Origin of the sequence: Stenoxybacter acetivorans DSM 19021 (assembly GCF_000745895.1) — a bacterium.
Taxonomy (GTDB): domain Bacteria; phylum Pseudomonadota; class Gammaproteobacteria; order Burkholderiales; family Neisseriaceae; genus Stenoxybacter; species Stenoxybacter acetivorans.
On the sequence record NZ_JQKE01000037.1, the window covers coordinates 1 to 26,831 of the forward strand.

The 26,831-nt window shown below is 40.7% G+C and carries 27 protein-coding genes, 1 pseudogene and 1 CRISPR repeat array; of the genes and pseudogenes, 14 read left to right on the forward strand and 14 right to left on the reverse strand.

The genetic code is table 11. The annotated features are described in order from the left end of the window. From Q384_RS06360 to cas1c, 3 genes are all read left to right on the forward strand, one after another. On the forward strand, positions 1-322 hold a 322-nt coding region (locus Q384_RS06360; protein ID WP_037586640.1), incomplete at its 5' end, for an integrase core domain-containing protein. A 20-nt stretch (positions 323-342) separates the two neighbouring features. Beyond that, positions 343-717 (forward strand): CRISPR-associated protein Cas4, encoded by a 375-nt coding sequence (gene cas4 / locus Q384_RS06365; RefSeq protein WP_342665984.1) that lies wholly within the window; start codon positions 343-345, stop codon positions 715-717. Beyond that, positions 710-1,732: a type I-C CRISPR-associated endonuclease Cas1c gene (gene cas1c / locus Q384_RS06370; RefSeq protein WP_037586642.1), complete on the forward strand. Its 1,023-nt coding sequence runs from the start codon at positions 710-712 to the stop codon at positions 1,730-1,732. The genes cas4 and cas1c overlap by 8 nt, the downstream gene beginning before the upstream one ends. A 79-nt stretch (positions 1,733-1,811) precedes the next feature. Here the strand turns inward: cas1c and cmr6 are convergent, their stop codons facing one another. The 8 genes and pseudogenes from cmr6 to cmr1 all read right to left on the reverse strand — a co-directional run bounded on the left by cmr6 (position 1,812) and on the right by cmr1 (position 9,488). Next, positions 1,812-2,642 carry a type III-B CRISPR module RAMP protein Cmr6 gene (cmr6, locus tag Q384_RS06375; protein WP_051940554.1) on the reverse strand — a complete coding sequence of 277 codons (831 nt, stop codon included), beginning with the start codon at positions 2,640-2,642 and terminating at the stop codon, positions 1,812-1,814. A gap of 18 nt (positions 2,643-2,660) precedes the next feature. Beyond that, on the reverse strand, positions 2,661-3,029 hold the full coding sequence (gene cmr5 / locus Q384_RS06380; RefSeq protein ID WP_037586643.1) for a type III-B CRISPR module-associated protein Cmr5: 369 nt from the start codon (positions 3,027-3,029) through the stop codon (positions 2,661-2,663). Positions 3,030-3,070: 41 nt separating this feature from the next. Next, a complete protein-coding gene (gene cmr4 / locus Q384_RS06385) occupies positions 3,071-3,925 on the reverse strand; it encodes a type III-B CRISPR module RAMP protein Cmr4 (protein WP_037586644.1) in 855 nt (284 codons plus the stop codon). 50 nt (positions 3,926-3,975) lie between these two features. Beyond that, a complete protein-coding gene (locus tag Q384_RS06390) occupies positions 3,976-5,169 on the reverse strand; it encodes a type III-B CRISPR module-associated Cmr3 family protein (RefSeq protein WP_037586646.1) in 1,194 nt (397 codons plus the stop codon). A gap of 12 nt (positions 5,170-5,181) precedes the next feature. Beyond that, positions 5,182-6,246: a DUF6602 domain-containing protein gene (locus Q384_RS06395; protein WP_037586648.1), complete on the reverse strand. Its 1,065-nt coding sequence runs from the start codon at positions 6,244-6,246 to the stop codon at positions 5,182-5,184. Next, complete coding sequence (gene cas10 / locus Q384_RS06400; protein WP_245608517.1) at positions 6,239-7,036, reverse strand: type III-B CRISPR-associated protein Cas10/Cmr2; 798 nt, start codon at positions 7,034-7,036, stop codon at positions 6,239-6,241. Before cas10 ends, Q384_RS06395 begins: the two co-directional genes overlap by 8 nt. Before the next feature lie 764 nt (positions 7,037-7,800). Continuing rightward, positions 7,801-8,109, reverse strand: a pseudogene (locus Q384_RS13985) (type III-B CRISPR-associated protein Cas10/Cmr2); the annotation flags it as partial. Continuing rightward, positions 8,106-9,488: a type III-B CRISPR module RAMP protein Cmr1 gene (cmr1, locus tag Q384_RS06410; protein WP_037586651.1), complete on the reverse strand. Its 1,383-nt coding sequence runs from the start codon at positions 9,486-9,488 to the stop codon at positions 8,106-8,108. The pseudogene Q384_RS13985 and the gene cmr1, both read right to left, overlap by 4 nt. A 535-nt stretch (positions 9,489-10,023) precedes the next feature. Between cmr1 and cas2 the strand changes: the two genes are divergently transcribed. Then, complete coding sequence (cas2, locus tag Q384_RS06415; protein ID WP_037586652.1) at positions 10,024-10,317, forward strand: CRISPR-associated endonuclease Cas2; 294 nt, start codon at positions 10,024-10,026, stop codon at positions 10,315-10,317. 179 nt (positions 10,318-10,496) lie between these two features. Next, positions 10,497-11,125: direct repeats of the CRISPR family, unit length 32 nt; unit sequence GTCGCCCGCCTTGCGCGGGCGTGGATTGAAAC. A gap of 52 nt (positions 11,126-11,177) precedes the next feature. Beyond that, complete coding sequence (locus Q384_RS14510) at positions 11,178-11,432, forward strand: aminoglycoside 6-adenylyltransferase (protein ID WP_084224417.1); 255 nt, start codon at positions 11,178-11,180, stop codon at positions 11,430-11,432. Positions 11,433-11,965: 533 nt separating this feature from the next. Here Q384_RS14510 and Q384_RS06425 read toward each other — a convergent pair. Genes Q384_RS06425 through rpmH form a run of 6 tightly spaced genes read right to left on the reverse strand, consistent with a single transcriptional unit; the run spans position 11,966 to position 16,054 of the window. Further along, positions 11,966-12,763, reverse strand: coding sequence for a segregation and condensation protein A (locus tag Q384_RS06425; RefSeq protein WP_051940557.1), 798 nt, complete (start codon positions 12,761-12,763; stop codon positions 11,966-11,968). Next, the gene (locus Q384_RS06430; RefSeq protein WP_037586654.1) at positions 12,742-13,536 is read right to left on the reverse strand and encodes a tRNA threonylcarbamoyladenosine dehydratase; all 795 of its coding nucleotides are present in this window, start codon (positions 13,534-13,536) and stop codon (positions 12,742-12,744) included. The genes Q384_RS06425 and Q384_RS06430 overlap by 22 nt, the downstream gene beginning before the upstream one ends. A 57-nt stretch (positions 13,537-13,593) precedes the next feature. After that, the gene (gene yidC / locus Q384_RS06435; RefSeq protein ID WP_037586655.1) at positions 13,594-15,270 is read right to left on the reverse strand and encodes a membrane protein insertase YidC; all 1,677 of its coding nucleotides are present in this window, start codon (positions 15,268-15,270) and stop codon (positions 13,594-13,596) included. Between the two features lie 50 nt (positions 15,271-15,320). After that, positions 15,321-15,533 carry a membrane protein insertion efficiency factor YidD gene (gene yidD / locus Q384_RS06440; RefSeq protein WP_425423476.1) on the reverse strand — a complete coding sequence of 71 codons (213 nt, stop codon included), beginning with the start codon at positions 15,531-15,533 and terminating at the stop codon, positions 15,321-15,323. 6 nt (positions 15,534-15,539) lie between these two features. Then, entirely contained in the window at positions 15,540-15,884 is a 345-nt protein-coding gene (gene rnpA / locus Q384_RS06445; RefSeq protein WP_037586656.1) for a ribonuclease P protein component, read from the reverse strand. Positions 15,885-15,919: 35 nt separating this feature from the next. Then, positions 15,920-16,054 carry a 50S ribosomal protein L34 gene (gene rpmH / locus Q384_RS06450; RefSeq protein WP_004283944.1) on the reverse strand — a complete coding sequence of 45 codons (135 nt, stop codon included), beginning with the start codon at positions 16,052-16,054 and terminating at the stop codon, positions 15,920-15,922. Positions 16,055-16,558: 504 nt separating this feature from the next. Here rpmH and Q384_RS06455 point away from each other — a divergent pair. The 9 genes from Q384_RS06455 to Q384_RS12650 all read left to right on the forward strand — a co-directional run bounded on the left by Q384_RS06455 (position 16,559) and on the right by Q384_RS12650 (position 26,803). Then, positions 16,559-17,398 carry a zinc ribbon domain-containing protein gene (locus Q384_RS06455; protein WP_037586658.1) on the forward strand — a complete coding sequence of 280 codons (840 nt, stop codon included), beginning with the start codon at positions 16,559-16,561 and terminating at the stop codon, positions 17,396-17,398. After that, positions 17,395-18,726: an amino-acid N-acetyltransferase gene (gene argA, locus Q384_RS06460; protein ID WP_037586660.1), complete on the forward strand. Its 1,332-nt coding sequence runs from the start codon at positions 17,395-17,397 to the stop codon at positions 18,724-18,726. The genes Q384_RS06455 and argA overlap by 4 nt, the downstream gene beginning before the upstream one ends. Positions 18,727-18,839: 113 nt before the next feature. Further along, positions 18,840-21,485, forward strand: coding sequence for an aminopeptidase N (pepN, locus tag Q384_RS06465; protein ID WP_037586672.1), 2,646 nt, complete (start codon positions 18,840-18,842; stop codon positions 21,483-21,485). Positions 21,486-21,680: 195 nt separating this feature from the next. Beyond that, on the forward strand, positions 21,681-22,697 hold the full coding sequence (gene adhP, locus Q384_RS06470; protein ID WP_037586661.1) for an alcohol dehydrogenase AdhP: 1,017 nt from the start codon (positions 21,681-21,683) through the stop codon (positions 22,695-22,697). A 311-nt stretch (positions 22,698-23,008) separates the two neighbouring features. Further along, entirely contained in the window at positions 23,009-23,203 is a 195-nt protein-coding gene (locus Q384_RS12645) for a hypothetical protein (protein WP_051940561.1), read from the forward strand. A 233-nt stretch (positions 23,204-23,436) separates the two neighbouring features. Continuing rightward, positions 23,437-23,982, forward strand: a complete 546-nt coding sequence (locus Q384_RS06480) for a hypothetical protein (RefSeq protein ID WP_037586662.1) — start codon at positions 23,437-23,439, stop codon at positions 23,980-23,982. 672 nt (positions 23,983-24,654) lie between these two features. Further along, positions 24,655-24,924, forward strand: a complete 270-nt coding sequence (locus Q384_RS06485; RefSeq protein WP_037586663.1) for a hypothetical protein — start codon at positions 24,655-24,657, stop codon at positions 24,922-24,924. A 197-nt stretch (positions 24,925-25,121) separates the two neighbouring features. Continuing rightward, on the forward strand, positions 25,122-25,481 hold the full coding sequence (locus tag Q384_RS06490) for a hypothetical protein (RefSeq protein WP_037586664.1): 360 nt from the start codon (positions 25,122-25,124) through the stop codon (positions 25,479-25,481). A 47-nt stretch (positions 25,482-25,528) separates the two neighbouring features. After that, the gene (locus Q384_RS12650) at positions 25,529-26,803 is read left to right on the forward strand and encodes a hypothetical protein (RefSeq protein ID WP_051940562.1); all 1,275 of its coding nucleotides are present in this window, start codon (positions 25,529-25,531) and stop codon (positions 26,801-26,803) included. Positions 26,804-26,831: the final 28 nt, after the last annotated feature.

The following is a 26,831-nucleotide window of genomic DNA, read 5'->3' on the forward strand; positions in this document are numbered from 1 at the left end:
CTCGGATAACGGGACAGAATACAAGGGAACGCCGGAACACGCTTTCAGGGCGGTCTGTACAGAACATCGCATCAATCAAAAATTTACCCGAGTTGCCCGCCCACAGACCAATGGTAAGGCAGAGCGGGTTATCAGGACGTTGATGCAGATGTGGCACGATAAAACACGCTTTCAGGACAGTGAGTATCGAAAGCTGGAGCTAAATCGCTTCATCAACTACTACAATACGGTGAAGCCCCATAAATCACTTAACGGAGCGACACCATACGAGGTACTAGAGAAATATTTTTATTTTGATGAAAAGTGTAAACAACGCGGATAATTCTTACAGAAATTGATCTGATTAGTGGTTGCCTGAAACCGGTGGAATACAAACGGGGCAATCCAAAATCCGGCGATTGGGACAAAATCCAGTTGTGCGCCCAAGCAATGTGTTTGGAAGAAATGCGCGGGATTCATATTGATGAAGGTGCGCTTTGGTATGGGCAAACGCGGCATCGGGAATCAGTGTTGTTTGATGAGACACTGCGCCGGCGAACCTTAACAGTCATTGATGAAGTTCGGCAATTACTGCAATCGGGCGACACACCGCCGCCGCATTATGGCAAGCATTGCCAATCTTGTTCACTGGCAGATGAATGCCAGCCCAAATTGATGCAAAAAGATAAATCCGCCGCTTATGTAGCCGCTTTGTATCAAGAGGCAGAAGATGCGTAAACTGCAAAACACCCTATACATTACCCGCCAAGGCAGCTATGTGCATAAAGAGCGGGAAACACTGGTTATTGAGTGTGAACATCAAAAAATAATGCAATTGCCGATTCATGCCGTTGCTCATGTTTTTTGTTTCGGCAATGTTTTGGTTTCTCCATTTTTATTGGGATTTTGCGGCGAAAATAAGGTTAATTTGGCTTTTTTTACCGAACATGGCAAATATTTAGGGCGTTTACAAGGACGGCAGAGCGGCAATGTCTTATTGCGCCGCGCCCAATACCGCCTATCAGAACAAAACCCGTTGCCCATTGCTCGGCACATCATCGCTGCCAAAATTCAGGCAAGCAAGCGGGTGCTGCAACGCCGATTGCGCAACCACGGTGCACAGCCGGAAGTAGAACACACCGTTAAAATGCTGAATTTCAGCGTAACACAATTGCCAAATGCCGCTGATTTAGACACCGTGCGCGGCATAGAAGGCGATGCTGCTGCACGGTATTTCGGCGTGTTCAGACATTTACTCACTGCCAAACAAGCACAGGCAGATTTTGTGTTCGACGGGCGAAACCGACGTCCGCCGCGCGATCCCATTAACGCCATGTTATCGTTGCTGTACAGCGTACTTGGCAAAGAAATCAGCGGTGCTTTGCAAAGTGTCGGGCTTGATCCGCAAGTGGGTTTTCTGCACGCCGACCGTTCAGGACGCGACAGTTTGGCACAAGACATCTTAGAAGAATTCCGTGCATGGCTGGTGGACAGATTGGTTTTGAATTTAGTGAACCGCGAGCAGGTTAAACCGAAAGATTTTATTTTTGATGCTTCCGGTGCCGTGCAGATCAAAGACGATACCCGAAAACTATTGTTTAAGGCATTGCATGAGCGCAAACAAGAAAAAATTCAACATCCTTTTCTGGGCGAGGAAGTTGAAATCGGCTTATTGCCCCATATTCAAGCCATGTTATTGAGCCGCCATTTACGCGGTGATTTGGCAGAATACCCGCCATTTTTAATGCGTTGATTAATACGACAGGCTGCCTGAAAGTGTTTATTGCATATTGAACACACAGCTAAATAGGCTGGCTTACCTGCATCAATAATTATTTGCTAATTTCAGTTAAATCCATTCTGCCATAGCCGCTGCTGGTTTTTCCGCCGATACCATTGTTTTTCAGCGCACTTTTCAGAATTACTGCCGCCGTCTTTATCCAGCCATTTCCATCTGCTTTGGAATTGCCTATAAAACTTAATTTGACTTGAAAGCAGCCGGTAATTGAAAGAAAGGGAATGGGAATAGGGGTGTTAAAATCGGTTGGCGGATCTCCTTCTCCACTGTAATACTCGGTATGATGCGGCGTCATCACATCAAGATGAAATGCTGTTTTTAAACTATCGGGGCAAATCCACGCATCATGAAAAATAACTGCACCTTTTGATTGTCTGGCTTGTGGGTTGGCATCACTGCCGCCGCCAAAAAGAAAAGTGTAATGATCTTCTGTAAAGGAATCATCAAGGGGCTGATATTTGTTATTTTCAAGTTTAAAAAACAACTCTCGTGCATGATGCGCACAAATACCTTTTAAAGCACTGCCCGGAATCATGGGCGTACCATAAGTGTGCTGCAAGGTTAAGCCTGTTTCCAATGCGCTGGGATTGCCCAAACCGATAATCAGTCGGTTATTGGGTAAAGTTCTGGCACAAAAAAAATGATGCACACTTTCTGATTGGCGAATTCTGGCATTAAATGCTTCTTCATATAATTTAAAGTAAGCATCTTTTGGCTTTTTAGTCAGTAGATTAAATAAATTTTCCTTACTTTCTGGATCATTAAGTTTTTCAAGATAACGATTTAATAATAAACCAATATTTTCTGGTTCTTCATGGCTTTTAGGAATATCTATCCTTCTTGCGGTAATTTTTTCGGCAGTCATTAAGATGTTTCTCCCGTATTATTTTTCTTCTTCAATCAATGCTTCAGCATAGCGTTTCAGCCAGCCTGCTACGTCCAATACTTGTCGGCTTAAATGGATATAATCCAGTACATCAGTCGAAAGATATTTATCTTCTAATTTTTTTCCTGGAGTATCTTTGTATATTATTTTATTTAAATGCTCTAACAAAATGGTACGTTCTTCTTTTTCCTTCGCTTGAGCAAAAGCAATCGCTTGTGCCAATCCGCAGGAATGTACCAATGATGGAAAAGAGCGGGCAAAACTGCGGTATTTTTTCTTATCGGCATCTTTTTTTTCAATATAGCTGCTGACTTGTTCAAATGCTATTCTTGCCCATTGTTGCTGTCGGGTGGTAACAGAAGTCATGATGTTTTCCTTATTCTTTACTGTGCGGGATTGTCTTGTTCTTAGCTGCTTTCTTCTGCATTGCTAAAAACGCAGCGTGTTTGACCGCGCCCGACAGTAATATTGCCGCCCAGTTGAAGTGCGATTTCTTCTGTGCAATAGTCTTTCAATAAATCTTTATCAGATTTTAATTGATTATCACAATAAACCATACCGGCTAAAATACTTTCTGCGGGCAGCGATTCTTCAGTCCACAATGCGCCTTTATCAACTACATCGCTGTCTGGATTGATACGAATCCGCGTATCGACCTGAGTAGCGGTTTCTGATAGAAAACTAAAGACCACATCACTCACAATAGCAAAACGCTGCTTAAATATTTCTTGCCATTTATTTTGATTATCTTGCCATAGATTTTTAGCAATTTTATCAGCAATTTTTGCAGATTCTTCAGATTTTTGTACGGTTAAATCAAGGTCTTCCAGAAAGACTTTTCCATCTTTGGTCAAAACAGAATTTTCTGTCAAAGAAATCTGTACTGCACTAACTTCCGGTATAGCGGGTAATTCTGCCCAATCTCGCTGTAGCCGATTCAATACCAAAGGTGCGCTCACCCAAGCAAAAGTACCGTATAAACTGCGTACCGGCAGACAAATCAAATAGGCATCAGTAAAAATCAGCGCACCCGCCTTATCTTGATTATCTCCGCCAGTACCAAACGCAGTATTTCCGTTTTCTGAACCACTGTACTGCGCCTTGATAACACCCTTAATACTTGACCCTGGTACAAACGGAAAACCGGTTACTTTCTCACGCATCAGAGGATTATCAATATATCCCGCGCCTTCACCCGAACCAAGGTGTAAAGGCGAAAGACAATGCAGCCAATACATTTTTTTAGTAAATTGTTCATTCATTTTTATTCTCCTGATTGCTCTGTTTTCAAATTATTGGATTCCGAAGGCTGTCAAATTCCCCACAATGCCAGCCCAAAGCCGTCTGCACCAAGTTCTGGGTTACATTTTTTTGATTGTCTATGATAAAAAGATTGGCCACAGACAGGGTGCAGCCAAAGTTCAATTAACGCAGCAGTTGTTACCTCTGGATTTAATACTTCAAAAAAATACACACTGCCTGCGGGCACCATTTTTTTAGTTGCTTTTATGTTTCCATCATGCGAGAAACCCGAAATCGGCACAGCACGTTTCACACTGGCAGCAATCAATTTAACTTGAATTTCTGTTTTGGGGATTGTGCCAATCAATATTTGATTATCTTTTTCATCATTGCAATTTTCTAGTTCTTTGTAAAGCCAATCAGGATACCAGCCGGTAGTAAAAATTGCCGGTGTAGCCAATTGTAGTTTAATGTGTTTATTTTTTCCCTTTAACGCTGTTTTAATTTCATCAGGGCAATCCCACAAATGACTAAGTTTTGAACATTCTGATATTTTTGCCAGCCGCCGTTCTGCACCCAAAGGAATAACACCGGAAAATGAAATATCATCACATCGATCAACGCGCAAGGCTGCTTCAATCATTTCCCCATCTGTTTTTCCTGCTGAATCTTGCTGCATAAAATCAACACCGCGTGTGCTGAATAGTAGCCCGGGTTCTGCCACACCTGTTTCAGGATTAATTTTAACATGGGTGCGCTCGTCTAATGGCAAATCAGTAAGGCAAGCTTTCAGTTGTTCACTGGTAATTTCTTCTTTGCCAAGCAGCCATTGAATAGTCAGCTCAAGCGGCCACCAAATCAGCGAGTTATCTGGTCTAAAATTAGAATTTTCTGAAGAAGGTTTTGGTAATAATGGTTGTAGTTGAAAGGGCAAATCAACCCCGCAGCCGTTATCCATTTTTTCAGGCAGCAAGCGACATAATTTATATTTATCAGATTTTTTTTGTATCACAGCATCTGCTGGGGCAGGAACATAAAGATGATTATTTAAATAAGGCAGCGGACCGCGAATATCAATTTTATTTAAATCTTTGCTTACCAAGTCTGTTTTTTGCTTTTTAGCAAAAGTGCGTAAAGCTCCGGCAGTAACCGAAGGGAACGGCCAGCGATGAACATAAATCCGCGTGGTCAACGAAGAATCGAATGGTCGTCCATCACGAAAAATCAACGGATCGCGCGGAGTAATCAATAGGGCTTTAGTCATTTTTTACTCTTTTCAATCTTCGATATTGTTTTTAGAGGCATTAAACATCTCAATATATGCCCGATGCGGAAACAGCACAGGATTATTGATTAGCATCAAATATTGATTGAGTTGGAATACTAAGGTTAGTAGATTAATTTTTTTATCTTTTTTATCTTTTTTATCTTTTTTATAAATAGAAAAATCTTCTGTTTTAAATTTAGATATTTCTAAGTTTGATACTTCTAACTCTAAATTAATTAACTTATCATTTGTTGAGCTTGAATTTTTTTTATTTGTTAATTCTTCTGAATTTGATTCAAACCTATTCTTTAAGTTATCTAATTCTTTAACTATTGAATTTGATTCTTCTAGATTTAATTCCTTTACTCTTTCTTCTAATTCTTTTAACCTAAGATTGTTTTCTTTCTTTGTTGAGGAAAGTGTAATTTTTTTAAAAAGTTCCTCTATTGTGTGTTGGCTACTAATAATAGAGAGTGGGTTATTTTCATCTTGTTTGCCGTCCTGATTTGTATTTGCAGATATAATTAAATCACACTCTGTATTTTTCCTAGTTTCATTTTTATTGCTATTAGGAAATAATCCACAGAGTATTTTAAGTGGTTTAATTTTTCTCCCTTTATTTAAAATAGGTTCGCCAAGTGCAGAACCTGCATAGCCTTCAAGTCCAAGTTTTTCTACTGGGTTTAATTTATCAATTGAGTCTACCCAAATTTTTATATTATTAGTATCCAGTTGAACACTTTTACACTGAATCACAGCAGCTACTGCCTCATAAGGAATAAATTTAATATTTCTGTTTTTAAAAATATACGGTGTATATTGTTCATCAAAAATTACCAAATCTGTTTCATTGGATACCTTGCCATGCGAATCAATCAAAAATGCGCCTTGTTCAATGGCAAATTTCTTTGGGATAATATTTTCAAAAAAATCTTTCCATATTTTTTCTCGAAAAGTACCCGCAGTCAGGTGATGATTATTCACCGTCATAAACAATTCGGCAATCAGTGCTTCTTCCATACGCACATAATTGTGTTTGATTTCTTGGATAACATTATTATTGGTATTACTCATGATTAATTTCCTTGTTTCTAGGAAGATAAGAGGCGATTCTCGATGCCAGTAACAGAGTTTTATTTAATTTTTTAAGTGCGCCATATGACAAACTTTGAGATGTTGGTAATAATTCTTCTTGCAATGATAGTAAGCCAATTTTCAATAAATCAATTTGTTTTTTCTCCAACAAAAGTTTTACATCGCTGAAAATCTGCTTTTGTATTAGTTCATTCTCAAATTTTTCCTGATTCAATGACTTATAGCGCATCAGTAATTTTTCAAGATCATAAGGCAGTTTATGCGGCAGTTTTCCTGTTTGAAACGTTTCAATATATTGGGGTAACTTTTTATCAATCTTTGTATCCCATTGCGCCCGCACAGAAAAATCACCGCCACCGCGCGTATGTAGCACCACCGCCAAACCATTGCGATTATCACCTTTGGCAATGTGTTCAGCTTCTTTGCCCCATTCCCGCAGCAACCCCAAATCTTCCATGAAATGACCAATGGCAATACCCACCGACAGCGTGGGTGATGATTGATTGCCTTTCCCTTTAAATTTTTTCAGCATTTTTTTAAATTGAACAGATAATTCACGTGCACATTTAATACATTTATCCAATGGTAATAAAGCAAACACATCATCACCGCCGGCATAAACACAAACGCCTTGATGTTTTTCCACAATACAACGTGCTTCTTTGGCAAATTCCGATAAAGCTTTTGAAAAACCTTGGTGTTTTTGGAGGTCTTGAATTTCTCCGAGTGCATCGCCAATCTTGTCGCCGTCAGCACAGAGTACAGCCAAATAAGGGGAGGGTATGCCATAATTTTTGTATAATTGCTTTTTTCTAATAAAGATTGTAGCTCATCGAATAAAGATTTTAGTTTTTTGGCTTCTTTGTTGTTGGCTTCTTCGTTGGTATTATTGATACCGGCTTCTTCGGCAATACTGGTATAGCGATCAGTAAATAATATCGTGCCATCGTAAGGAAATCGCTCATATTGTGGATAGTATTTTTTTTCTTTATTCTGCGGATTTTCTTTCACAATGATTTTAGAAATAATTGGCTTTTCCTCATCATTTATGGTTTTGGCAAAATTTTCAATTTCGTTTATTTTATCAGTAAATTTTTTAATATCATCTTTTTCCAGTGTACGAATCCAAGGATTGGTTGCAATACGGGATATCGAAGGGTAGTTTTTATCTTTACTGGCAATACGTTTCACCACACCGGTTATATCCAATGGTTCGCAAGTGCCGTTTTTAGTTACCTTAATGCCTAAGGCTCTGCATTGATTAAGCTGATCTTCTGATAAATATAAGCGCAATACGCTCTCACGCGCACCGTCCAGCAGTGATTTGGGTACAGGATAGCCTCTGCCCGGGCTAAAATCACGGGTATTTTTGCGCCCACTTAATAAACGCATCAAGTTTTTACGATCGTTTTGATAATCTACCAATAATGGACACCAAGCAGTATAAACTTCAATAATATCCTTGTGCTGAGCATTCCATATATCAGACTTAATTAAGTCAGGGTATTTTTTATATACTCCTTCTGCGAGATGTTGCCAATGGTTTTGTGCTGCGTCTTTGGCAATTTTAGCTAACTCTTTAACAGCATCAATATCACCATCTACTTTAACAATAATCTGATTAACGATGTTTTCTTCTGAATTTTCTTTTAAGGCATTATCTAGATTATCAAAGTAAGGGAAAATCAATTCAACATTGCTACAGTTATTAAGCGAACGGGCAACCGCCTTGCTGATTTCAGACAGTAAATGCGAGCCAAACCACAAATCACGTGTTCTCCGTGCCGCAGCAATAAAATCTTGAACAGGACCAATGGCAATAGCGAGTAGATAACTGGTCATTTTTTATTCTCTTTTTGTTTTAATAAATGATAATTTTTTTGATTTATGTATAGTATAAATGCAGCAATTGCATTTTCTTGATTTTTTAAGGGCTTTAATTTTTTTAATTTTTCACTATGAATAGATTCTTTCCCATAAGATTTTTCAATAGATTTTTCTATCCCTTTTCCTTTTACATTAATTTCCATATCTAACGCATGTTGATACGGTAAGATTAAAACAAAAGGATACCATTTTCCCTCTATGAAAATAGGCTTAGTGATAATAGGGCTAGCCATTCTCTCATAATTTTTATTTTCATATTTTGGAGTAATCGTGAAGTCCATTGGCTCTTTATTGGGAATAGGAGAAGATTGGGGAGAATCTTTGAAATGGATTATTATTGGTAATCCCATAATCGATCTTGGAAAACAAGGAATTAAATCCTTAGTTTCTTTAAGAGGATCTTTATGCTTTGGTAATGCACAATTTGATAATTCTCGAATGGAATCGGCTTCAGACCAGTGAGATCGTCCATATTCTTTTGTGCGTGCAAAACATGCCCCCTGCCTAAACTCTTTATAGATCTCAATGGATCTGCTCCATGCGCAGATTTTGGCAGGCTGTGGATATTTTGAGCTATCCACGGTAGCGTTTCCACAAAAACCTTGACAATTTATTCTTTCCAATAGATCAATAATTTCTTTCTTGTGTTGGCTTTTTTCGATAATTTTTTTAACAAAATCTTTGTCGTTTTCGTTTGAAACAAATTTTAAAGCACCACAGCCTTTTCTTGTTCTTGAGCCAATCCCCCCAAAACATACCCATGCACGCATTGCATCTCTAACCACTTCTTTATTGTCATCAGAAAGTGAGTTAGAGAAACTTAAGCGCAGAATGAATTTGAAGCCCTCTTTAAGTAAATATTTATTTATTTTTTTATCATTTGTTATTGTTGAGAATAAAATATACAATTCAGGACTATCATTTTCAAATCCAAATTTACCTTCAGCATCTACCAACTTTCCTTTTGAATTTTTCTTTTTATATCGTTCATTATTTTGATTGACTGGATCGTCTGTTAAATTTCTTTGATATTCTTTATAATTATCTACAGCTTTAATCAAAATTTCGACTTTACTTTTTTTCTTCGTATCGCCCCAAATATCACTTTCTGCATTAAATAACTCATCAGCTTGTTTATCTTTTCCATACAACATTCGCCACCAAAACCGCAAATGCCCGCGGATTGCTGTGGCGCGGATTGGCATGGTTTCATCTACTACACCGGCTGTTACGCCGCCGCCAAACATTGGAGTAACTATTTCAATTTGATATTCTTCTGAATAACATTCTATTCTTTTTTCAATTTTTTCTTTGTCTAATAATGGTGGCTTCATTGTTATCTCCTAAATAATGCGTGCTATTGCATCGCTAAACAATAAAATTGTAGATAAACAGTGGGTTAGGGCAAGCAGCATGGTTTAGTGGCAGCAGTTCAATCAACAATCTACTCAGTCCTAAGTAAAATGGTTTTATTTGTTATCACAGTGGTAATCTGATGCTCAGGCTGCCTGAAAAATACTGCCAATACAATCAGTCATAATTTTTTTCTGTCTTTGTGCCGCCTTTTTTTATCACGCTGTATTTTTTGTTTCAGACAGCCAGTGGATCACCCGCCGGAGCACCTTTTGCTGTTACTAAGATGCAACATAATACAGTTGTAGCAATTTGGTTTTAAAGCAGTGGCTTTACTTTTTCTGTACTGTATCATTCATACAGCACACCGTTAAAATAATGTGTTTATTTCAAAATTATCACACTGTATCATATGGTTGCATTTTGATGGAAAATAATTGATTGCTTGATAGACAGTGGGTATTGGTACACAATATTTACTTTTATATGTCAGGCGGTCTGAAAGGAATCACAAATATGATGATGTTAATTACTTATGATATTTCATCAACAGATTCAGATGGCCAAAAACGCCTCCGCCGCATTGCTAAGCACTGCTTAGACTATGGCTTGCGTGTACAATTTTCTGTGTTTGAATGTGAAGTAAGCCCCGATCAATGGGTAGTGTTGAAAGATAAATTATTAAGTGAATACAACTCGGAAACAGATAGCTTACGGTTCTACCAATTGGGCAGCAAATGGCAAGGCAAAGTGGAACACCATGGGGCAAAAGCGGGATTTGACATGTTTCGCGATTTGCTTATAATATAAGCATCGCTAACCCATTGTAGTCGCCAGATTAGCGGCAGGTTAGCGAAGTAATAAACTCCTTTTATTTCAAATAGCTTGCCAATTTTTGTGTCACTGAATTGGTATTGTCCCTCGAAATTCAAGACATCAGCGAAAACCCTTTCGCCAAGTCTTGACAGTAAAGCCGTCGCAAGGCGGCAGTCGCCCGCCTTGCGCGGGCGTGGATTGAAACATATTCTTTTGACTTAATAAACATTGACGGATTAGTCGCCCGCCTTGCGCGGGCGTGGATTGAAACAACATCTTGGGGGTTAAACTGTGGTTGATTTGGAGTCGCCCGCCTTGCGCGGGCGTGGATTGAAACAAAATCGGCGCACACTCAGCCTCATGCTCTTGATAGTCGCCCGCCTTGCGCGGGCGTGGATTGAAACTCTGCATCTGATGCGGAAAATTCAGTAATATCGAGTCGCCCGCCTTGCGCGGGCGTGGATTGAAACGCTCAACTCACATGCTCGGCATTTATAACGTGTGTCGCCCGCCTTGCGCGGGCGTGGATTGAAACAATTAAATCATCGACGTCACGTACGTGTGCATCAAGTCGCCCGCCTTGCGCGGGCGTGGATTGAAACTTTGCAAATGAGTAACTTGTTTTTTTCTGTGTATGTCGCCCGCCTTGCGCGGGCGTGGATTGAAACAACTCAACGCGATGCAGCTGTTCTAGAGCAGTGTATGTCGCCCGCCTTGCGCGGGCGTGGATTGAAACTGCTCAATGACTACGCCGCAAATTTTTGCATTTGGTCGCCTGCTTTACGCGGGCGTGGATTAAAACAAGATGATGTATTGCCTTGTACCGCCACATATATCAATATCTACCATGATAGATGAGCAAGTACTCGTGTTTGGTGGAGCAAGAGGAGGATATTCGTGTGGTGTTAATAGAGGGTTCATGCACGAATCCGCAGACGATACCGGATCGATGGCAAGATTTTGATATTGAGTATGTTACCTGTGATAATGTACCTTATATAGACGGAAGATGGATAGAGCAGACGTTGCTACCTAAATTCGGTATAGTCGTGATTAATCAAACCCATGATAATGGAGACCCTAAAGATGTCTATATGTGGCTTATTTAATTTATGAGTGGAGTACGGATTGATTTGACGTTTGATTTACTGGAGTTTTTGGCATGCCCAACGGAGAATTAACTCATGGAAATATGTAATAAATTTTAGTTTTGTGCTGTATGTAATCAGAGCACTGTTACGTAAGCAGGTATTGTTGGCAATAGAGATTTTAAATCAATACTTTCGCCCTGAATACATTAAGCTGCTTACTTGGCTTAGGGGCTAACACTAAATTTGCAGTGAATATAGGTAAGAAGAGTTGGAATATTGGTAAGTATGTGTCTGCCGAATTGTATGAATCATTGCTAGCCAGTTATCCACCAGTGGAAGTAACCGCGATGTGAGCTGAGACAGATAAACTATTGATCGTATTTCCACAGCTGGAATAGGTGGCAAGTGTATTTGGGTATGGATATAATACAGTAGACAGTGAACAAGCAGCGAATTCATTAAAGATTATTATGGTGGATAGATTTGTTTTGTATATGATTGGCACGTGACGAAATACAGTCTCTGGAATTATTTTTCTTTGATATTTAAAATCATTTCACCCGAATTTCAATTGCTTCATAGGGTGTGGATTGGCAAATTTGAATGCTGCCTTCTTTTACCAGCTCCAATATGGCGATGAAATTGACCACTACCAAAGCAAGATTGTCTGTTTTTCTGAATAATTCACTAAATAGACAAGATTTTTCTTTTTGTAAACGCCGTAAAATTTCACTCATTTGTACGCGTACAGACAAGGCTTCTTGAAATATTTGATGGTGTTGTTGGTGCTTGGCTCGGGCGAGGATATTCAGCCATGCTTGCTGCAAGTCAGATACCGATACTTGCGGTGGTTTCGGTGTTGCGATGATTTCCAGCGGTAAATATGCCCAAGCAAAATCACGCCCTGCTCGGGGCAATTCGTCTAATTGTGCGGCGGCAAATTTTATTTGTTCATACTGCAATAAGCGGCGAACCAATTCGGCGCGCGGGTCGTCGGTTTCTTCTTCAATAATCGGTGGTTTGGGCAATAATAAACGTGATTTGATTTCAATCAAAATCGCCGCCATCAGTAAATATTCGGCGGTTAAATCGAGCTCCCGCTCGTGCATTTCGTTGATGTATGCCAAATATTGCTGCGTGATTTGAATCATCGGAATATCCAGCACGTTTAGATTTTGTTTGCGAATCAAATATAAGAGTAAATCCAAAGGCCCTTCAAAACCGATTAGCACTACTTGCAGCGCGTCGGGCGGAATAAATAAGTCTTGCGGGACATCGGCAACCGGCTGCCCGAATACCCAAGCCACTGCGGTTGCGGCATCGGTGCTTAACGGGCTGTCTGAAGGCATAAATAATCTAAGCAATGTTGTGCGCAGTGTAAACCAAAAGCAGCGGTGATTATCATAACTGCGCCGTAGCCGGCACATGAAAGACCTTGAGGTGCTTCATGTGTATTGCAGGCGGTGGTGTTGGGCGGGGTAATATTTTCGGTGGAATACACGCAGGGGACGTGCATTTTTTGCGTGGTGTCGCGTGAGAAGTTGTGGTGTTTACGCAGAGCATAACGCATATTGGCGAGTAAAGGATCATGGGTTACGCGGCTTAAATCCGCTGAACGGATTTGCGTTATGTCTTTTTGTCCTCCTGCACTGCCGGAGGTGATAAATGCTTGTTTGTTTGCGATAAAATAAGCTGCCATTGCTGCTTTTACCTGCACTTGGTCAATGGCATCAATCACAAAATCAACAGGCTGCCTGAAAAAGGTGTTGATGTTGCTGGTATCAACAAAATCTTCAACGCAATTGACGCGGCAATGGGGATTGATTTCAGCCACGCGTTCTTTTAAGGCTTCTGCTTTGGGTTTGCCGAATAGAGAGGTAAGCGCATGCAATTGGCGATTGACATTGGATTCGGCGATGTTATCCAAGTCAATTAAGGTTAATTCGCCGATGCCGCTGCGTGCCAATGCTTCTACCGCCCAAGAGCCGACACCGCCCACGCCCACCACACAGACATGTGCTTGGCGGAATCTCAGAAATGCGGATTCGCCGTATAAACGCGCAATGCCGCCGAAACGGCGTGGGACGGAAGATGATGATGAAGATGATAATGAATCAGACATGGTTATTTATGTAAAACGCTTCGGCAGAGGTTTGCCGAAGCGTTTTGTTTTTGGATTTTAATCAATTAATTTATGATGCAATTTTTGCTGTTTTTCAATGCTTTTATTGATGTACCATTGTTGGCCGATGGTGATGATGTTGTTGGTTAGCCAATACAATACCAAACCGGCGGGAAAGAAGAAGAACATTACCGAAAAAATCACCGGCATAATTTTCATCATTTTCGCTTGCATCGGATCGGTGGGTGCGGGATTCAGATGCGTTTGGATAAACATGGTGATTGCCATCAAAATCGGCAAGATGTAGTAGGGGTCAATGCGCCCCAAATCGGTAATCCAGCCTATCCACGGTGCTTGACGCAATTCTACAGACGAGAACAATGCCCAATATAAGCCGATGAACACGGGAATTTGCAGGAGCATGGGCAGACAGCCGCCCAAAGGATTGATTTTTTCCTTTTTGTACATCGCCATCATTTCTTGCTGCATTTTCATGCGATCGTCGCCGTATTGCTCTTTGAGTGCTTGCAGACGCGGAGCAACGGCACGCATTTTTGCCATAGAGCGATAGGCGGCGTTGGTGAGCGGAAATAATATGGCTTTGACAATCAGCGTGAGTAAGACAATTGCCCAACCCCAGTTGCCTACCCATTCATGCAGTTTATTCAGCATCCAAAACAAGGGTGAGGCAAATAAAGAGACTTTACCGTAATCTTTGATAAGCTGCAGATTATCCGCCACTTTGATGATACTGGAATAATCCTGAGGACCGGCATAGAGTTCAACAGGGAAGGAAGCCTTGGTATTGGGCGCAATATCAGTTAAGCCAACACGAACCCCTGTGGAATACAAGCCGTCGCTGCGTTTGCGAATGTCGATTTGGCAAGCAGAACCTTGGCAGACGCTACTGCCGCCTTTGGGCTGTAAAATCCAAGTTGCCATAAAATAATGTTGGGTCATGCCCACCCAGCCGGTATCGGTTTTGCGTACATAATCGGCTTGGTCGCGGCCTGAAGAATAATCGCTGTCTAAGTCGCCGAAAGATACTTTTTCAAATTTACCCTGCGGGGTATATAACACTGGACCGGTATAAGTGTGATCGAAATAACCGCTGCCTTCCGGGTCTGTGCCGTCGCGCAATAAGCGGTAAACACTGCTTAGCTGTGCGGGTGCGGTGTTGCGGTTGCTGATGTCAAAGCGCACATTAACGGCATAGCTGCCTTTGCGGAAAGTGTAAACTTTGTCTGCTTGAATGCCGCCGACTTCAGGTGCGCTTAAACGCACTTCCAAGGTATCGCCGGTTAAAGTGTAATTTTTTTGCGGCGTGCTGAACGATACGTCTTTGAGCAGATAATCGCCGTTGGGTGTCAGCAACAATGATTGGGCAATGTATTGATGCTGTTTCGTGTCATCAAATAAAACAAAAGGTTGTTTTTCATCTGATGTTGCATTGTATTTAAGCAATACCAAGCGGCGCAGATCACCGCTTTTTTCATCAATGGTTGCCTGAAATAAATCGGTGGTAACGGTAATCGGTGATGTTTGCAGAAGTGCGGCATCGGTGTTGGTATCAGCCGTTGGATTTGTTGTGCCGGTATTGCTGGTGCTTGATGCAGCGGAAGCGGCTTCTTGCACAACGGGTGTTGTCGGTTTTGGCGTAGGGAAGAGATATTCCCAGCCCATCAGCACGAGCAGCGATGCCGCAAAAAACATCATCAATCGTTTAAAGTCCATAGTCTTTCTCGTTTATTTCTCGGTTGATTTTTTCCGCTGATGCAGGAGTATCATGGCACAGGGTCGTGTCCGCAGCCGCCGAATGGGTGGCAGCGGCAAATGCGTTTAAACGCAAGCCAGCTACCTTTTATTGCGCCGTATTTCTGCAAAGCCTCAATTGCGTATTGAGAGCAAGTGGGCGCATAGCGGCAGCGCGGCGGTAGCATGGGGCTGATGGCATATTGATAAAAACGAATAAACATCAGCAATAAATGACGCATCATGTCAAATCACTTTTTATCGGGCATCAGTAACAAATTATCCAAGGTTTGCCAAATTTCCTGCGCTTGATTTTGCTCGAAAGCCAAGTGCACACGCAAGACAATATCATTGTTTGGTAAATCGTGTTGGTGTTTGCGAAACCATTCACGCAATACGCGCTTCATGTAATTGCGCCGATTGGCACGCTTGGCTGTTTTTTTACTCACCACCAGCCCCAAACGCGGGTGGGTAAGCTGATTGGCTGCCTGAAAAATCTGTATGTATTTATGTCGTTTTTGGCGGCGCAATGCAAAAACGGAAGAAAAATCTTCCGTTTTCAAAAGACGATAAGATTTGCCAAAATCAAAAGTCATTCCGGCGGATCTTTGCTGTGTTTCAGTCAAACGGATTATACCGCCAAGCGTTTGCGCCCCTTGGCGCGGCGGGCTGCCAACACGGCACGACCGCCGCGGGTTTTGCTGCGTACTAAAAAGCCATGTGTGCGTTTGCGGCGGGTAACGGACGGTTGGTAGGTGCGTTTCATTGTGTATTCCTAAAAAATGGCAATAAAAATCGCACTATTACAACACAAACACTTGCCATTGTCAAAACAGAATACATGAATCAATGTTTGGGAATGGGTAAAATATTTATCGCTTACTTGACAAAAAGACGTGTAGAAAATGGATAATGCGATTCACATTACCTGTGTTTTTTCAGTGAAGCAATGAGAAAATACACTGTAAACACAGCATTATGATTTTATGTGTGCGTATGATGATGTTTGAGTGATTATTTGGTGTTTCCATATTGGGCGAGGCGTTGTTTGTGCCGCTTGTTTTTAAGATACCGCCGATAATGGTCAGATTATTTAAAATTCGGACAATAATGAACAAAATGAATAAGATTGGGTGATAAAATACCGTAAATTTGACGTATGATTGGTTTTGAGCAATTGCAACCAAATCTAAAATGTCAATTCAATATTCGTGTCAATCTTGTGGAAGAATAACTTAAAGACAATGAATTTCTTAAATGGAATGATTCAATGAGCGGTAAAAAAGTGGTTTGCCCCCAGTGCAAAATTGCCAACGTAGTACCGCCGCTGCCTTCGGAAGGCGGCTACGTGCAGTGTGCTGTTTGCGGCCATCGTTTTAAGGTAGTGCCAAAACCACGCACGCAAACGCAAACCGGCATCACGCCGTTGCCGACTGCCAATCAAAATACGGTGCGTGTGGCAGTGAGTGTGCAGCAGTCGGGCGGAAAACAACAGAATATCGGTGCTTTGCTCAAACAAGCGGCAACGGCTTCTGATGTGCGCTCTGAAGAAATGATTAAGCAAGAAAAAGCGGTGGCGCGGTCAGATAAACGGGTATTGGATAAGTTTGCCAAAATTAAAAGTCTCAGAGAAATGTCCGTTGGTAAACAGCCGTTTACGCTGCCGAAAATTAAAATAACGTCTTCCAAAAAAAACAACAGCGAAAAATCGGACAAACAACAAAATAAACCGCAAACCAAAGCCGAGAAAAAACAAGCGGCTGAAGTGAAAACACAAAAGACAGAAACCAAAACAGCTGCTGATATTTCAACGCTGAATTTGGATGTATTACCGAGAGACAATATGCCGATACCGGCGCCGCAGATGCAAGACATGCAAATGCCGAATTTGGTGTTTACTTTATTGCCGCCGGAAACACAGCATCTGCACGCAGATTTGCCGCTGCTACTAAATGACACCATTGAAAAAACCGATGAAATATCTGCTAACCAACATGTTTTGCGAGAACAACAAGATCGCTTGCACCGCGAATTTAATTGGACACTGGCTTCTTTGGTGGCCCTGACTATTTTAATTATTCAACTGTTTTATTTCATTACCACCCGATGAACAACGTTCTTGTCAATCCGTCTTTCGTGGACGACTTCCGCCAAGCCGCACCTTATATCCAATATCTGCGCGGCAAAACCTTGGTGCTGGCAATCAGCAGCCAAATTTTGCTGCGCGGCAAGCTGGATACGCTCGCTTCTGATATTCAGTTGCTCGCCAGTTTGGGCGTGCGCTTGGTATTGGTGCACGGTATCCGCCATTACTTAAACCAGATGATCAGCGATGCAGGCGGTGCTTTGTCTTACCACGCCGGTTGGCGCATCACCGATGAATCCACATTGCGCTTAGTCAAGCAAGCCTGCGGGCTGGTACGCTGTGATTGGGAGGCTTTGCTGTCCGCCGGTCCGGCGCACATGCCCAATCGCAGCAGCCGCCACCTTAAAGTGGCGGGCGGCAATTTTTTGCTGGCAAAACCTTTGGGTGTGTTAGACGGCGTGGACATGGGCTATACAGGGCGTGTCCGCAAGGTGGATACCGACGCCATTTGCCGCCGTTTGGACGAAGGCTGTTTGGTGTTGGTCAGCCCTTTAGGGCATTCCTTAAGCGGCAAATCATTCAATCTGGGTTTGGACGAAGCAGCACAGGCATTGGCAGTTGCTTTAAAAGCAGAAAAGTTGATTTTTCTGGGCGAAAAAGACGGGGTATTGGACGAAGCGGGCAGGGTGGTGAGCCAATTAACCGCTGCCGAAGTAGATGATTGCTTAGTGCGCGTACCGCAAAGTGCCGAAACAGCGAGAATGCTCAAGGCAGCAGTATATGCTTTGGAAAACGGTGTAAACCGCGCCCATATTTTGTCGGGCTTTGACGACGGCAGTTTGATTCACGAACTGTTCACGCGGCAAGGACGCGGCACTGCATTAGCGCAATCGGCGTTTATGCGTATTCGTGCTGCCGATACGCGCGACATCGGCGACATCATTCATTTGATTACGCCGTTGGAGCAATCAGGGGTATTGCTGCCCAGAAGCCGCGAATATTTGGAAACCCATATCCGTGAATTTTGGGTGCTGGAACACGATGCTCATGTTTGTGGGTGTGTGGCACTGAAATTATTTACCGAGCAACAAGCGGGTGAGCTGGCGTGTTTGGTGGTGTCGCCCGACATACAAGAGGGCGGCTATGGCGAATTATTGTTGGAACACGTTATCACTCAAGCGCGTCAGCACAGCATAAAAAATCTGTTTGCACTCAGCACCAGCACTGGTTCTTGGTTTGATGAACGGGGTTTTCAGGCAGCTTCACTGGCGGATTTACCGCCTGATCGGCAAGTGCAATATCGGCAAAATCAACGGCAGTCAAAAATTTACGTACGCCGCCTATCGCAATAATCAGCAGTTATTCGGTGCATAAAAATTCAGTGCATGAAAACAAGTCGTTTTTTTGTTTTTCAGGCAGCCTGAATATAATAAACATATTAGAATCAACAGGAAAAATAATGATAATTCAAAAAAATATCCACCGTCTGAAAGACTACCGCCAACCTGACTTTACCGTGCTGCAAACAGATTTGCATTTTGACATTGAGTCGGAATACACCACCGTTAAATCACATTTATTGGTGCGCGCTCAAAATGCAGGTGTGCCGTGTGTGTTGGACGGCAGTGCCGAATTGCTGGAAATTAAATTAAACGGCGTGCGGCTGCCTGAAAATACTTATGAATTGAGTGAGGAAAAATTAAGCATTGCCGCCGACCAAATACCGCACAATGATTTTGTGCTGGAAATCACCACACGCGTGTATCCCGCGCAAAACAAATCTTTAATGGGCTTGTATGCCAGCAGCGGCAATTTATACACCCAATGCGAGCCGGAAGGCTTTCGCAAAATCACCTATTATTTTGATCGCCCCGATGTGATGAGTGTGTTTACCACCACAATGGTTGCCGATAAAAAACATTATCCTGTGTTGTTGTCCAACGGCAATTTAATTGATTCAGGCAGCCTGAACCATGAACGCCATTGGGTGAAATGGCAAGATCCGTTTGCCAAGCCGAGTTATTTATTTGCTTTGGTGGCGGGTGATTTGGCGGTATCGGAAGATACGTTCACCACACAATCGGGCAAAGCCGTTGCGCTTAAATTTTACACGCGTGCCGAAGATGCCGCCAAAACCGATTTTGCACTGGCTTCTTTGAAAAATGCCATGCGCTGGGACGAAACCCGTTTCGGTTTGGAATATGATTTGGATATTTATATGGTGGTTGCCGTGGGCGACTTCAATATGGGCGCGATGGAAAATAAAGGCTTAAATATCTTTAACACCAAATACGTATTGGCAGACAGCACAAGTGCCACCGATGCTGATTTTGAAGGCATTGAAAGCGTGATTGGGCATGAGTATTTTCACAATTGGACAGGCAATCGGGTAACTTGCCGCGATTGGTTTCAATTGTCATTGAAAGAAGGTTTAACCGTTTTTCGTGACCAAGAGTTTTCAGGCGACCGTGCAGGACGCGCCGTGCGCCGCATTCAAAATGTCCGTGCGCTGCGCAGCTTGCAGTTTCCCGAAGATGCCGGTCCCACAGCGCACCCTGTGCGCCCTGCGTCTTATGAAGAAATAAATAATTTCTACACCATGACAGTATATGAAAAAGGTGCGGAAGTGGTGCGCCTCTATCACACTTTATTGGGCGAAGACGGTTTTCAGCGCGGCATGAAGCTGTATTTCCAGCGTTACGACGGGCAAGCGGTAACATGTGATGATTTTCGGCAAGCGATGGCAGATGCCAACGGACGTGATTTCAGTCAAATGGCATTGTGGTACAGCCAAGCGGGAACACCATTGCTGGAAATCAAAAGTCATTACGATGCCAAACAGCGCACATTCACACTAAATTGCAAACAAAGCATACCGCCCACACCGGAAATGGCAGAAAAGCAACCGATGCTGATTCCGATAAAAATCGGGTTATTGAGCAAAAACGGACAAACCACATCATTCAGGCTGCCTGAAAACAGCCATGCCCAAGATGAAGCAGTATTGCTTTTGACACAAAGTGAGCAAGACTTTGTATTGCATGATGTCAGCGAAGCGGTGATTCCTTCTTTACTGCGCGGCTTCAGCGCGCCTGTTAAATTAAATGACGAGCGCAGTGATGAAGATTTAATGCTACTGTTGGCGCATGACAGCGACGAATTCTCGCGCTGGGAGGCGGGGCAAACTTTGTATCGCCGTGCCATTGCTGCCAATTTAGCCGCCTTAAGCACAGGTAAAACCGTGCCAGAACATGCGTTATTGGCAAAAGCCATGAACGAGGCACTGAACACAGATTTAGATCCTGCCTACAAAGCGTTGCTGTTGCAAATGCCCAGTGAGGCAGAATTGTGGGAAGACGATATCGGCATCAACCCATTATTGTATGTTGAAGCACGCGAAACCGTGTTGGACGGCTTATCTGCCGCACTTTCGGATACGATCAATCGCTGGTGTCAATGGTGTCATGAACAAGAAGAAAACAGCCAATACGAAAATCCAGCCGCGTACCACCCCGATTTAGCGGGCGTGCGCAGTTTTCTGAACGCATTGCGTCAATGGCTGATACGTGCAAACCCTGATCGTATTACTGATATTCACCGTGAATACACCCGTTTGGCAAAAAACATGACCCATGAGTGGGGCATATTGCATTCAATTAACCATTTGGATAATGCCAACCGCGATGCTTTATTGGCGCAATTTGTTGAATACCACGCCAATAATGCCTTGGTGATGGATAAATATTTCAGTCTGGTGGCATCGTCTGCCCGTAGCGATACATTAACACGTGTGCAGGCAGCCATGCAGCACCCTGCGTTCAGTCTGGAAAACCCAAATAAAGTACGCGCACTGCTGGGAACATTCAGCCGCAATGTGCGCCATTTCCATGCCGAAAACGGTGAGGGATATGCCTTTATGGTTGAGCAGATATTGCGTATTGATATTTTCAATCCGCAAGTAGCATCGCGTTTGTTACAGGCTTTTAACCTGCGCAGTAAACTTGAACCCAAACGCCAAGCCTTAATGACACAAGCATTGCAGCAATTGCAGCAGCAAGCCGATTTATCAAGAGACAGCCGTGAAGTATTGGATAAGATTTTGGTCAGTTAGAAATAAACCATTGAAAATCTTGATTGCAGGCTGCCTGAAAAATATTGATAATTTATCAATTGTTGTTATTTGATGATATTGATTTAAAACATCAGTAAAGTATGCAGAAAATACCATTTTTTCATAATGGCAGCGGGTACAATAGACAAAGAGGGCGGATACTTGTTAATTTTTAAAACGTAGGAGAAGGAAATCATGAAAGCAGCCGTTGTTAGAAAAAACAGTGATGGATATGTGGATATTGTAGAAAAGGAATTAAGACCAATCAAAGCCAATGAGGCATTGGTCGATGTAGAGTATTGCGGGGTTTGTCATACCGACTTGCACGTGGCACATGGCGATTTCGGCGAAAAACCGGGACGTGTCTTGGGGCATGAAGGAATCGGCATTGTCAAAGAAATCGGAAAAGACGTAAAAAGCCTGAAAATAGGCGATCGGGTTTCTATCGCTTGGTTTTTTGAAGGATGCGGACATTGTGAATATTGCAATACCGGGCGCGAAACATTTTGCCGCGAAGTGAAAAATGCAGGTTATACCGCAGACGGCGGAATGGCAGAGCAAGCAATTGTTGTTGCGGATTATGCGGTAAAAGTACCCGAGGGCTTAGATCCGGCAGAAGCAAGTTCAATTACTTGCGCAGGCGTTACCACTTATAAGGCAATCAAAGTATCTAAAATTCGCCCGGGTCAATGGATTGCCATTTACGGTGCTGGCGGATTGGGGAATTTGGCGATTCAATACGCAAAAAATGTTTTCAATGCCAAAGTAATTGCTGTGGATATTAATGATGAAAAACTGGCGTTGGCAAAAGAAATTGGTGCTGACTTAACGATTAATTCATTAAATGAAGATGCGGCAAAAGTGATTCAGGAAAAATGCGGTGGTGCTCATGCAGCGGTTGTTACCGCAGTTGCCAAAGCCGCATTTAATTCAGCAGTTGATTGTTTGCGTGCAACAGGCGTGGTTGTTGCTGTGGGTTTACCTGTCGAAACAATGGATTTATCTATCCCGCGCACAGTTTTAGACGGCATTGAAGTTGTCGGTTCTCTTGTCGGAACGCGTGAAGACTTACGCGAAGCATTCCAATTTGGCGCAGAAGGCAAAGTAAAACCAATCGTGCAAACACGTTCTTTAAATGAAGTTAATGATATTATCGATGAAATGCTGGCAGGAAAAATTGAAGGACGCATGGTTATTGATATGAAAAAATAATATTTAGTTGAGATTAAAAGCTGAATAAGAAATTTATATAAAAAATATTAAAACAGACTGATGGGTGTAAATCTTTCAGTCTGTTTTTTTATTGAATGTATTGCATGATAATATTGATTATCATGCTATTGCTGCCAATATAAAATCACTGCTGAAGACGAGCAGTTTACCGAACTTAAAATCTGAATCGATTTAAATCAAAATTATTTTGATTCATAAAATGAATTATTCTATTTAATAGATTTAGATATTTCGGTTTTAAATTTAGATTATAGAAACCCAACATCCAATTAAAAGGAAATAATATCTTAGTGCAAACGGGTAATTACGAAACTGCTGACGGCAAAACCAGATTAATGGGTGATGTGAATTTCTCATTTAACGCCTTATACAGCCGTTATGCAGAGTACATTGAATTAACCGAGCAGCAACAGCAAACCGCGAATTTACAAGGCATGGGGTGCGTGCGTTATCTAAGTTTAAAAATTAATAAAAAGGCTGCTTGAAAATATTTATAACAGTATTTTCAGGCAGCTTTATTGTAATTTAAGTAATTATCACAAATTTAAATGGCTAAAAAATTTGACTATAGGTAAAATTATTTGTTGTATTTTGTAAAAATAAGATGATAAAATTTTTAAAGTTTTCTATCTATAAATTAAGATTTTTGGAAAATGTATTATATTTATAAAATATTTAGCTAGCAAAATAGATAGTTTGAATAAAATGAGCTGATAATATGAAAAGTAAAAATTTATTTTTTAGAATGTTATTTATTAAGGTGCTTGGTGGTAGCTTAATATTGTTTTTTACACTGTTTATTTTTTTGGCTATTATTGCAAATAAAATATATAACTATAATGATAATAACCCATTTGATGAGGTAAAGGGAGATGATAAAGGTATAGTGTATCAATTGCCATTTGAGCCAAAAGAAATTTGTGTGCTGCCGCCATACGGTGATAGAATTTTTGAATATGAACCAAATAAACCACACCATCACCTTGTGGGAAAGGTTAATCGGTTTTTAGATTTTAAAAAATTTAAATATAATCAAGAAAATCAAGTAACTTTATTATTTTTGAATGATGAGGAAATATTTGGATTAACTATTACAAGAAATAGGTTTTATCATTTTAACATCTCTAATTTTATAATTTACACATATAATTCAATAAATATATCTAACCAAATATCATCATGCTATCAAGTTGAAAATAACAAAACAATAAAAGATATTTTTAATTCAAAAAGTAAGATTTTCTTAAAGCCAAAAAAATGGTAAAAAGATAGTATCTTTAGGCAATCTGATTGTGATCTAAGCTATTATCTCAAATTAAAATAATTGAGAATTTTGAATCTTTTTGGATCATATTTCCCGTCACTCTGCGGTATATCACTCCAAAATAAATACATATCTACAGTTGTTATGTACAAAAGTAGAGATTAGAGGAATATAAAAAACTTTATAATGATTTACAACTGAAATTATTTCAGGAGATACCTCACTGCTCTGCGGTGAGGTTTTTCATTTATTTTTTGTAAACATAGTATTGAGTGTTTATATGAATTTATGCTAAACAATCAAGTTGACTGAAAATATTTATAACATCATTTTCAGTCAACTTGATTGTAACTAAAGTAATTATTGTAAATTTAAACAACTAAAAATTTTTAGCAAAGAACAAAAAATAATTTGTGATAATTTGTAAATATGATAAGATAAAGCCAATAAATATTTACTATATTTATAGTAAAATTGGAAATATGTTTAAAAAATAGATGATTTTGATATGATTAGGCTGGAAATAAATTTGGAACAATTCATCAAGGATTTGAAATAAAAATAGAAACTCATCGTACCATCAGAGCATTATTGGTTCTGCCAATTATTTTAGTTTACTCGGCTGTAATTATTTATTTTTTAAAAGATATTAGTCGTGGGGACACAGAATCAATGAGCAATATAGCTCAATTTAACCTAAGATTAGGTTTATTCATAGCATTTGTCATGTTTATCACAATCAAATTAAGAGAGTTTATTTTTTATAAATTTTACCAAAATAAAGCAGAATACTTGGATATAGAAGAAAAAATACTAAAGATAGATAGTGTGGTCTTTTTAAGAATCTTAACTTATATCGCTGATTTCTTAATTAGTTGTATGCTTGGAAGTATGCTATGGATTATTGCTTTGGTAGGTTTTAGTGCGAAATTGTTAAAGTAGGTGCGAGATTTTTGTTTTAGGCTACCTGAAAATATTATAACAGTATTTTCAGGTAGCTTGATTGTAACTTAAGTAATTATTGTAAATTTAAAAAACTAAAATTTTTTAACTAATAACAAAAAATAGTTTGTAATTATTTGTAAATATGGTAAGATGAAAAACAGATAATTGAAGTATTCAGCAGAAAAGGAATTTTTATGAAAATAGATCATGGTGTAGTACGTGTAATGCTATTTTTTCCGTGCATTGTCTTTTATTCTGCGGTAGTAGTTTATTTTTTAAAGGATATTGATCGAAATAATTTAGAAGCAATGCATGAGTTCATGGGGTTACACATTAAGATATGCTTTGCTATTGGCGGAATAGGAACAATAATAATATACACCAGAAATTGGTTGTATGACAAAATAAAACCAAATAAACCAGATAATTGGAATATGGATGATAATATTATTTTAAGAGTAATGAATTATATTTTTTTTATTCTTTCATGGTTTGATTGTGCCGGATTTGTTTGGATATTTGCCTCTTTGGGAATGGGTTCAAAAATTCGATAATTAAGTTTCAATAATTATTTAAGTTAATTTTTTTTTAGGAGTTTTATATGTCTTTTTCAAATGCAACTACTGGTAAGTTAAAAGATGCTTTGTGTTTATGTAATGATGCCAAGCAAATTAATAACTATGTTAAAAATGGTGGTACAAATTTAGATGGTTTAAATACATTAGTTGCTGCCTTATCTTTAGCGGCAACCGCCGCATCAATTAGGGCTAGTGTAGTTAATAGCAAAGGTGTAACTTCTGAAGGCATGTTCCTTGTTGCACATGCTTATGAATTCAATGGCGCAGTTGCTTCTGCTTCTTCAACTTTAGCATATGCCAATATCAAAGAAGGCAATTATGCCGATGCCGCTAGTAATATTTTGGCAGGTGCCAGCGCAGTGGCGGGTATGGTAGAAACAGCACAAGCATCAAAACCCGGCGTGAACCCTGCTGAAGCCATTGCTGGCACGGTTGCCACTATTGCATCATTGGCATCTATGGCAATTGCCGAGCGGGAAAACATCAAAGACAGCGGTGATTATTGGAAAGACAAATTAAATGATTTGGCTGATAAACTCAAAGAAGCCTATGAAGAAGCCCTTAATGATTTCCGTGATTGGTTTTTACCGAAAGTCTTTGATTTGGGTGATTTGTTTCGCGATTGGACGGGACAAAACCGCGATGGCAAATACCACATCTACGACCCGATTGTTTTGGATTTAGACGGCGACGGCATTGAAACCGTTGGGCATGATAAACACGTTGGTGCATTGTTCGATCACAATAACGACGGTATTCGCACGGCAACAGGCTGGGTCAGTGCCGACGATGGCATTTTGGTGGTGGATAAAAACCAAGACGGCATTATCAGCAACGGCAATGAAATCTTTGGTGACAGTTATCGTAAAGCCAACGGCGAAACCGCTGTGAATGGCTACGATGCTTTGGCTGAATTCGACAGCAATCAAGACGGTAAAATCACCGCAGAAGACGCGCGGTTCACCGAGCTTAAAATCTGGCGCGATTTAAATCAAGACGGATTTGGTTCAGCCAATGAATTATTTTCATTAATAGATTTAGGTGTTGCGGTTTTAAATTTGGATTACAAAAACACCAATACCCAATTAAAAGGTAATAATACTTTAGCGCAAACAGGCAGTTACGAAACCGCTGATGGCGAAACCCGATTAATGGGTGATGTGAATTTCTCATTTAATGCTTTATACAGCCGCTATGCAGAACACATTGAATTAACCGAGCAGCAACAGCAAACCGCAAACTTACAAGGCATGGGGCGTGTTCGGGATATGTGCTTTAGAATTAATAAGACTGCCTGAAAATATTTATAACAGTATTTTTAGGTAG

Bases quoted from the DNA above. Each gene is read 5' to 3' on its own strand.
- cmr5 (WP_037586643.1), bottom strand. From the start codon at position 3,029: ATGACTTCTGTTACCACCCGACAGCAACAATGGGCAAGAATAGCATTT.
- Q384_RS06480 (WP_037586662.1), top strand. From the start codon at position 23,437: ATGAAAAGTAAAAATTTATTTTTTAGAATGTTATTTATTAAGGTGCTT.
- Q384_RS06455 (WP_037586658.1), top strand. From the start codon at position 16,559: ATGAGCGGTAAAAAAGTGGTTTGCCCCCAGTGCAAAATTGCCAACGTA.
- Q384_RS06395 (WP_037586648.1), bottom strand. From the start codon at position 6,246: ATGAGTAATACCAATAATAATGTTATCCAAGAAATCAAACACAATTAT.
- Q384_RS14510 (WP_084224417.1), top strand. From the start codon at position 11,178: ATGAGCAAGTACTCGTGTTTGGTGGAGCAAGAGGAGGATATTCGTGTG.
- adhP (WP_037586661.1), top strand. From the start codon at position 21,681: ATGAAAGCAGCCGTTGTTAGAAAAAACAGTGATGGATATGTGGATATT.
- Q384_RS06430 (WP_037586654.1), bottom strand. From the start codon at position 13,536: ATGTCTGATTCATTATCATCTTCATCATCATCTTCCGTCCCACGCCGT.
- cas1c (WP_037586642.1), top strand. From the start codon at position 710: ATGCGTAAACTGCAAAACACCCTATACATTACCCGCCAAGGCAGCTAT.
- cas2 (WP_037586652.1), top strand. From the start codon at position 10,024: ATGATGATGTTAATTACTTATGATATTTCATCAACAGATTCAGATGGC.
- Q384_RS06390 (WP_037586646.1), bottom strand. From the start codon at position 5,169: ATGACTAAAGCCCTATTGATTACTCCGCGCGATCCGTTGATTTTTCGT.
- cmr4 (WP_037586644.1), bottom strand. From the start codon at position 3,925: ATGAATGAACAATTTACTAAAAAAATGTATTGGCTGCATTGTCTTTCG.
- Q384_RS06425 (WP_051940557.1), bottom strand. From the start codon at position 12,763: ATGCCTTCAGACAGCCCGTTAAGCACCGATGCCGCAACCGCAGTGGCT.
- yidD (WP_425423476.1), bottom strand. From the start codon at position 15,533: ATGATGCGTCATTTATTGCTGATGTTTATTCGTTTTTATCAATATGCC.
- yidC (WP_037586655.1), bottom strand. From the start codon at position 15,270: ATGGACTTTAAACGATTGATGATGTTTTTTGCGGCATCGCTGCTCGTG.
- argA (WP_037586660.1), top strand. From the start codon at position 17,395: ATGAACAACGTTCTTGTCAATCCGTCTTTCGTGGACGACTTCCGCCAA.
- rpmH (WP_004283944.1), bottom strand. From the start codon at position 16,054: ATGAAACGCACCTACCAACCGTCCGTTACCCGCCGCAAACGCACACAT.
- Q384_RS06485 (WP_037586663.1), top strand. From the start codon at position 24,655: ATGAGCAATATAGCTCAATTTAACCTAAGATTAGGTTTATTCATAGCA.
- rnpA (WP_037586656.1), bottom strand. From the start codon at position 15,884: ATGACTTTTGATTTTGGCAAATCTTATCGTCTTTTGAAAACGGAAGAT.
- cmr6 (WP_051940554.1), bottom strand. From the start codon at position 2,642: ATGACTGCCGAAAAAATTACCGCAAGAAGGATAGATATTCCTAAAAGC.
- Q384_RS12650 (WP_051940562.1), top strand. From the start codon at position 25,529: ATGTCTTTTTCAAATGCAACTACTGGTAAGTTAAAAGATGCTTTGTGT.
- Q384_RS06490 (WP_037586664.1), top strand. From the start codon at position 25,122: ATGAAAATAGATCATGGTGTAGTACGTGTAATGCTATTTTTTCCGTGC.
- cmr1 (WP_037586651.1), bottom strand. From the start codon at position 9,488: ATGAAGCCACCATTATTAGACAAAGAAAAAATTGAAAAAAGAATAGAA.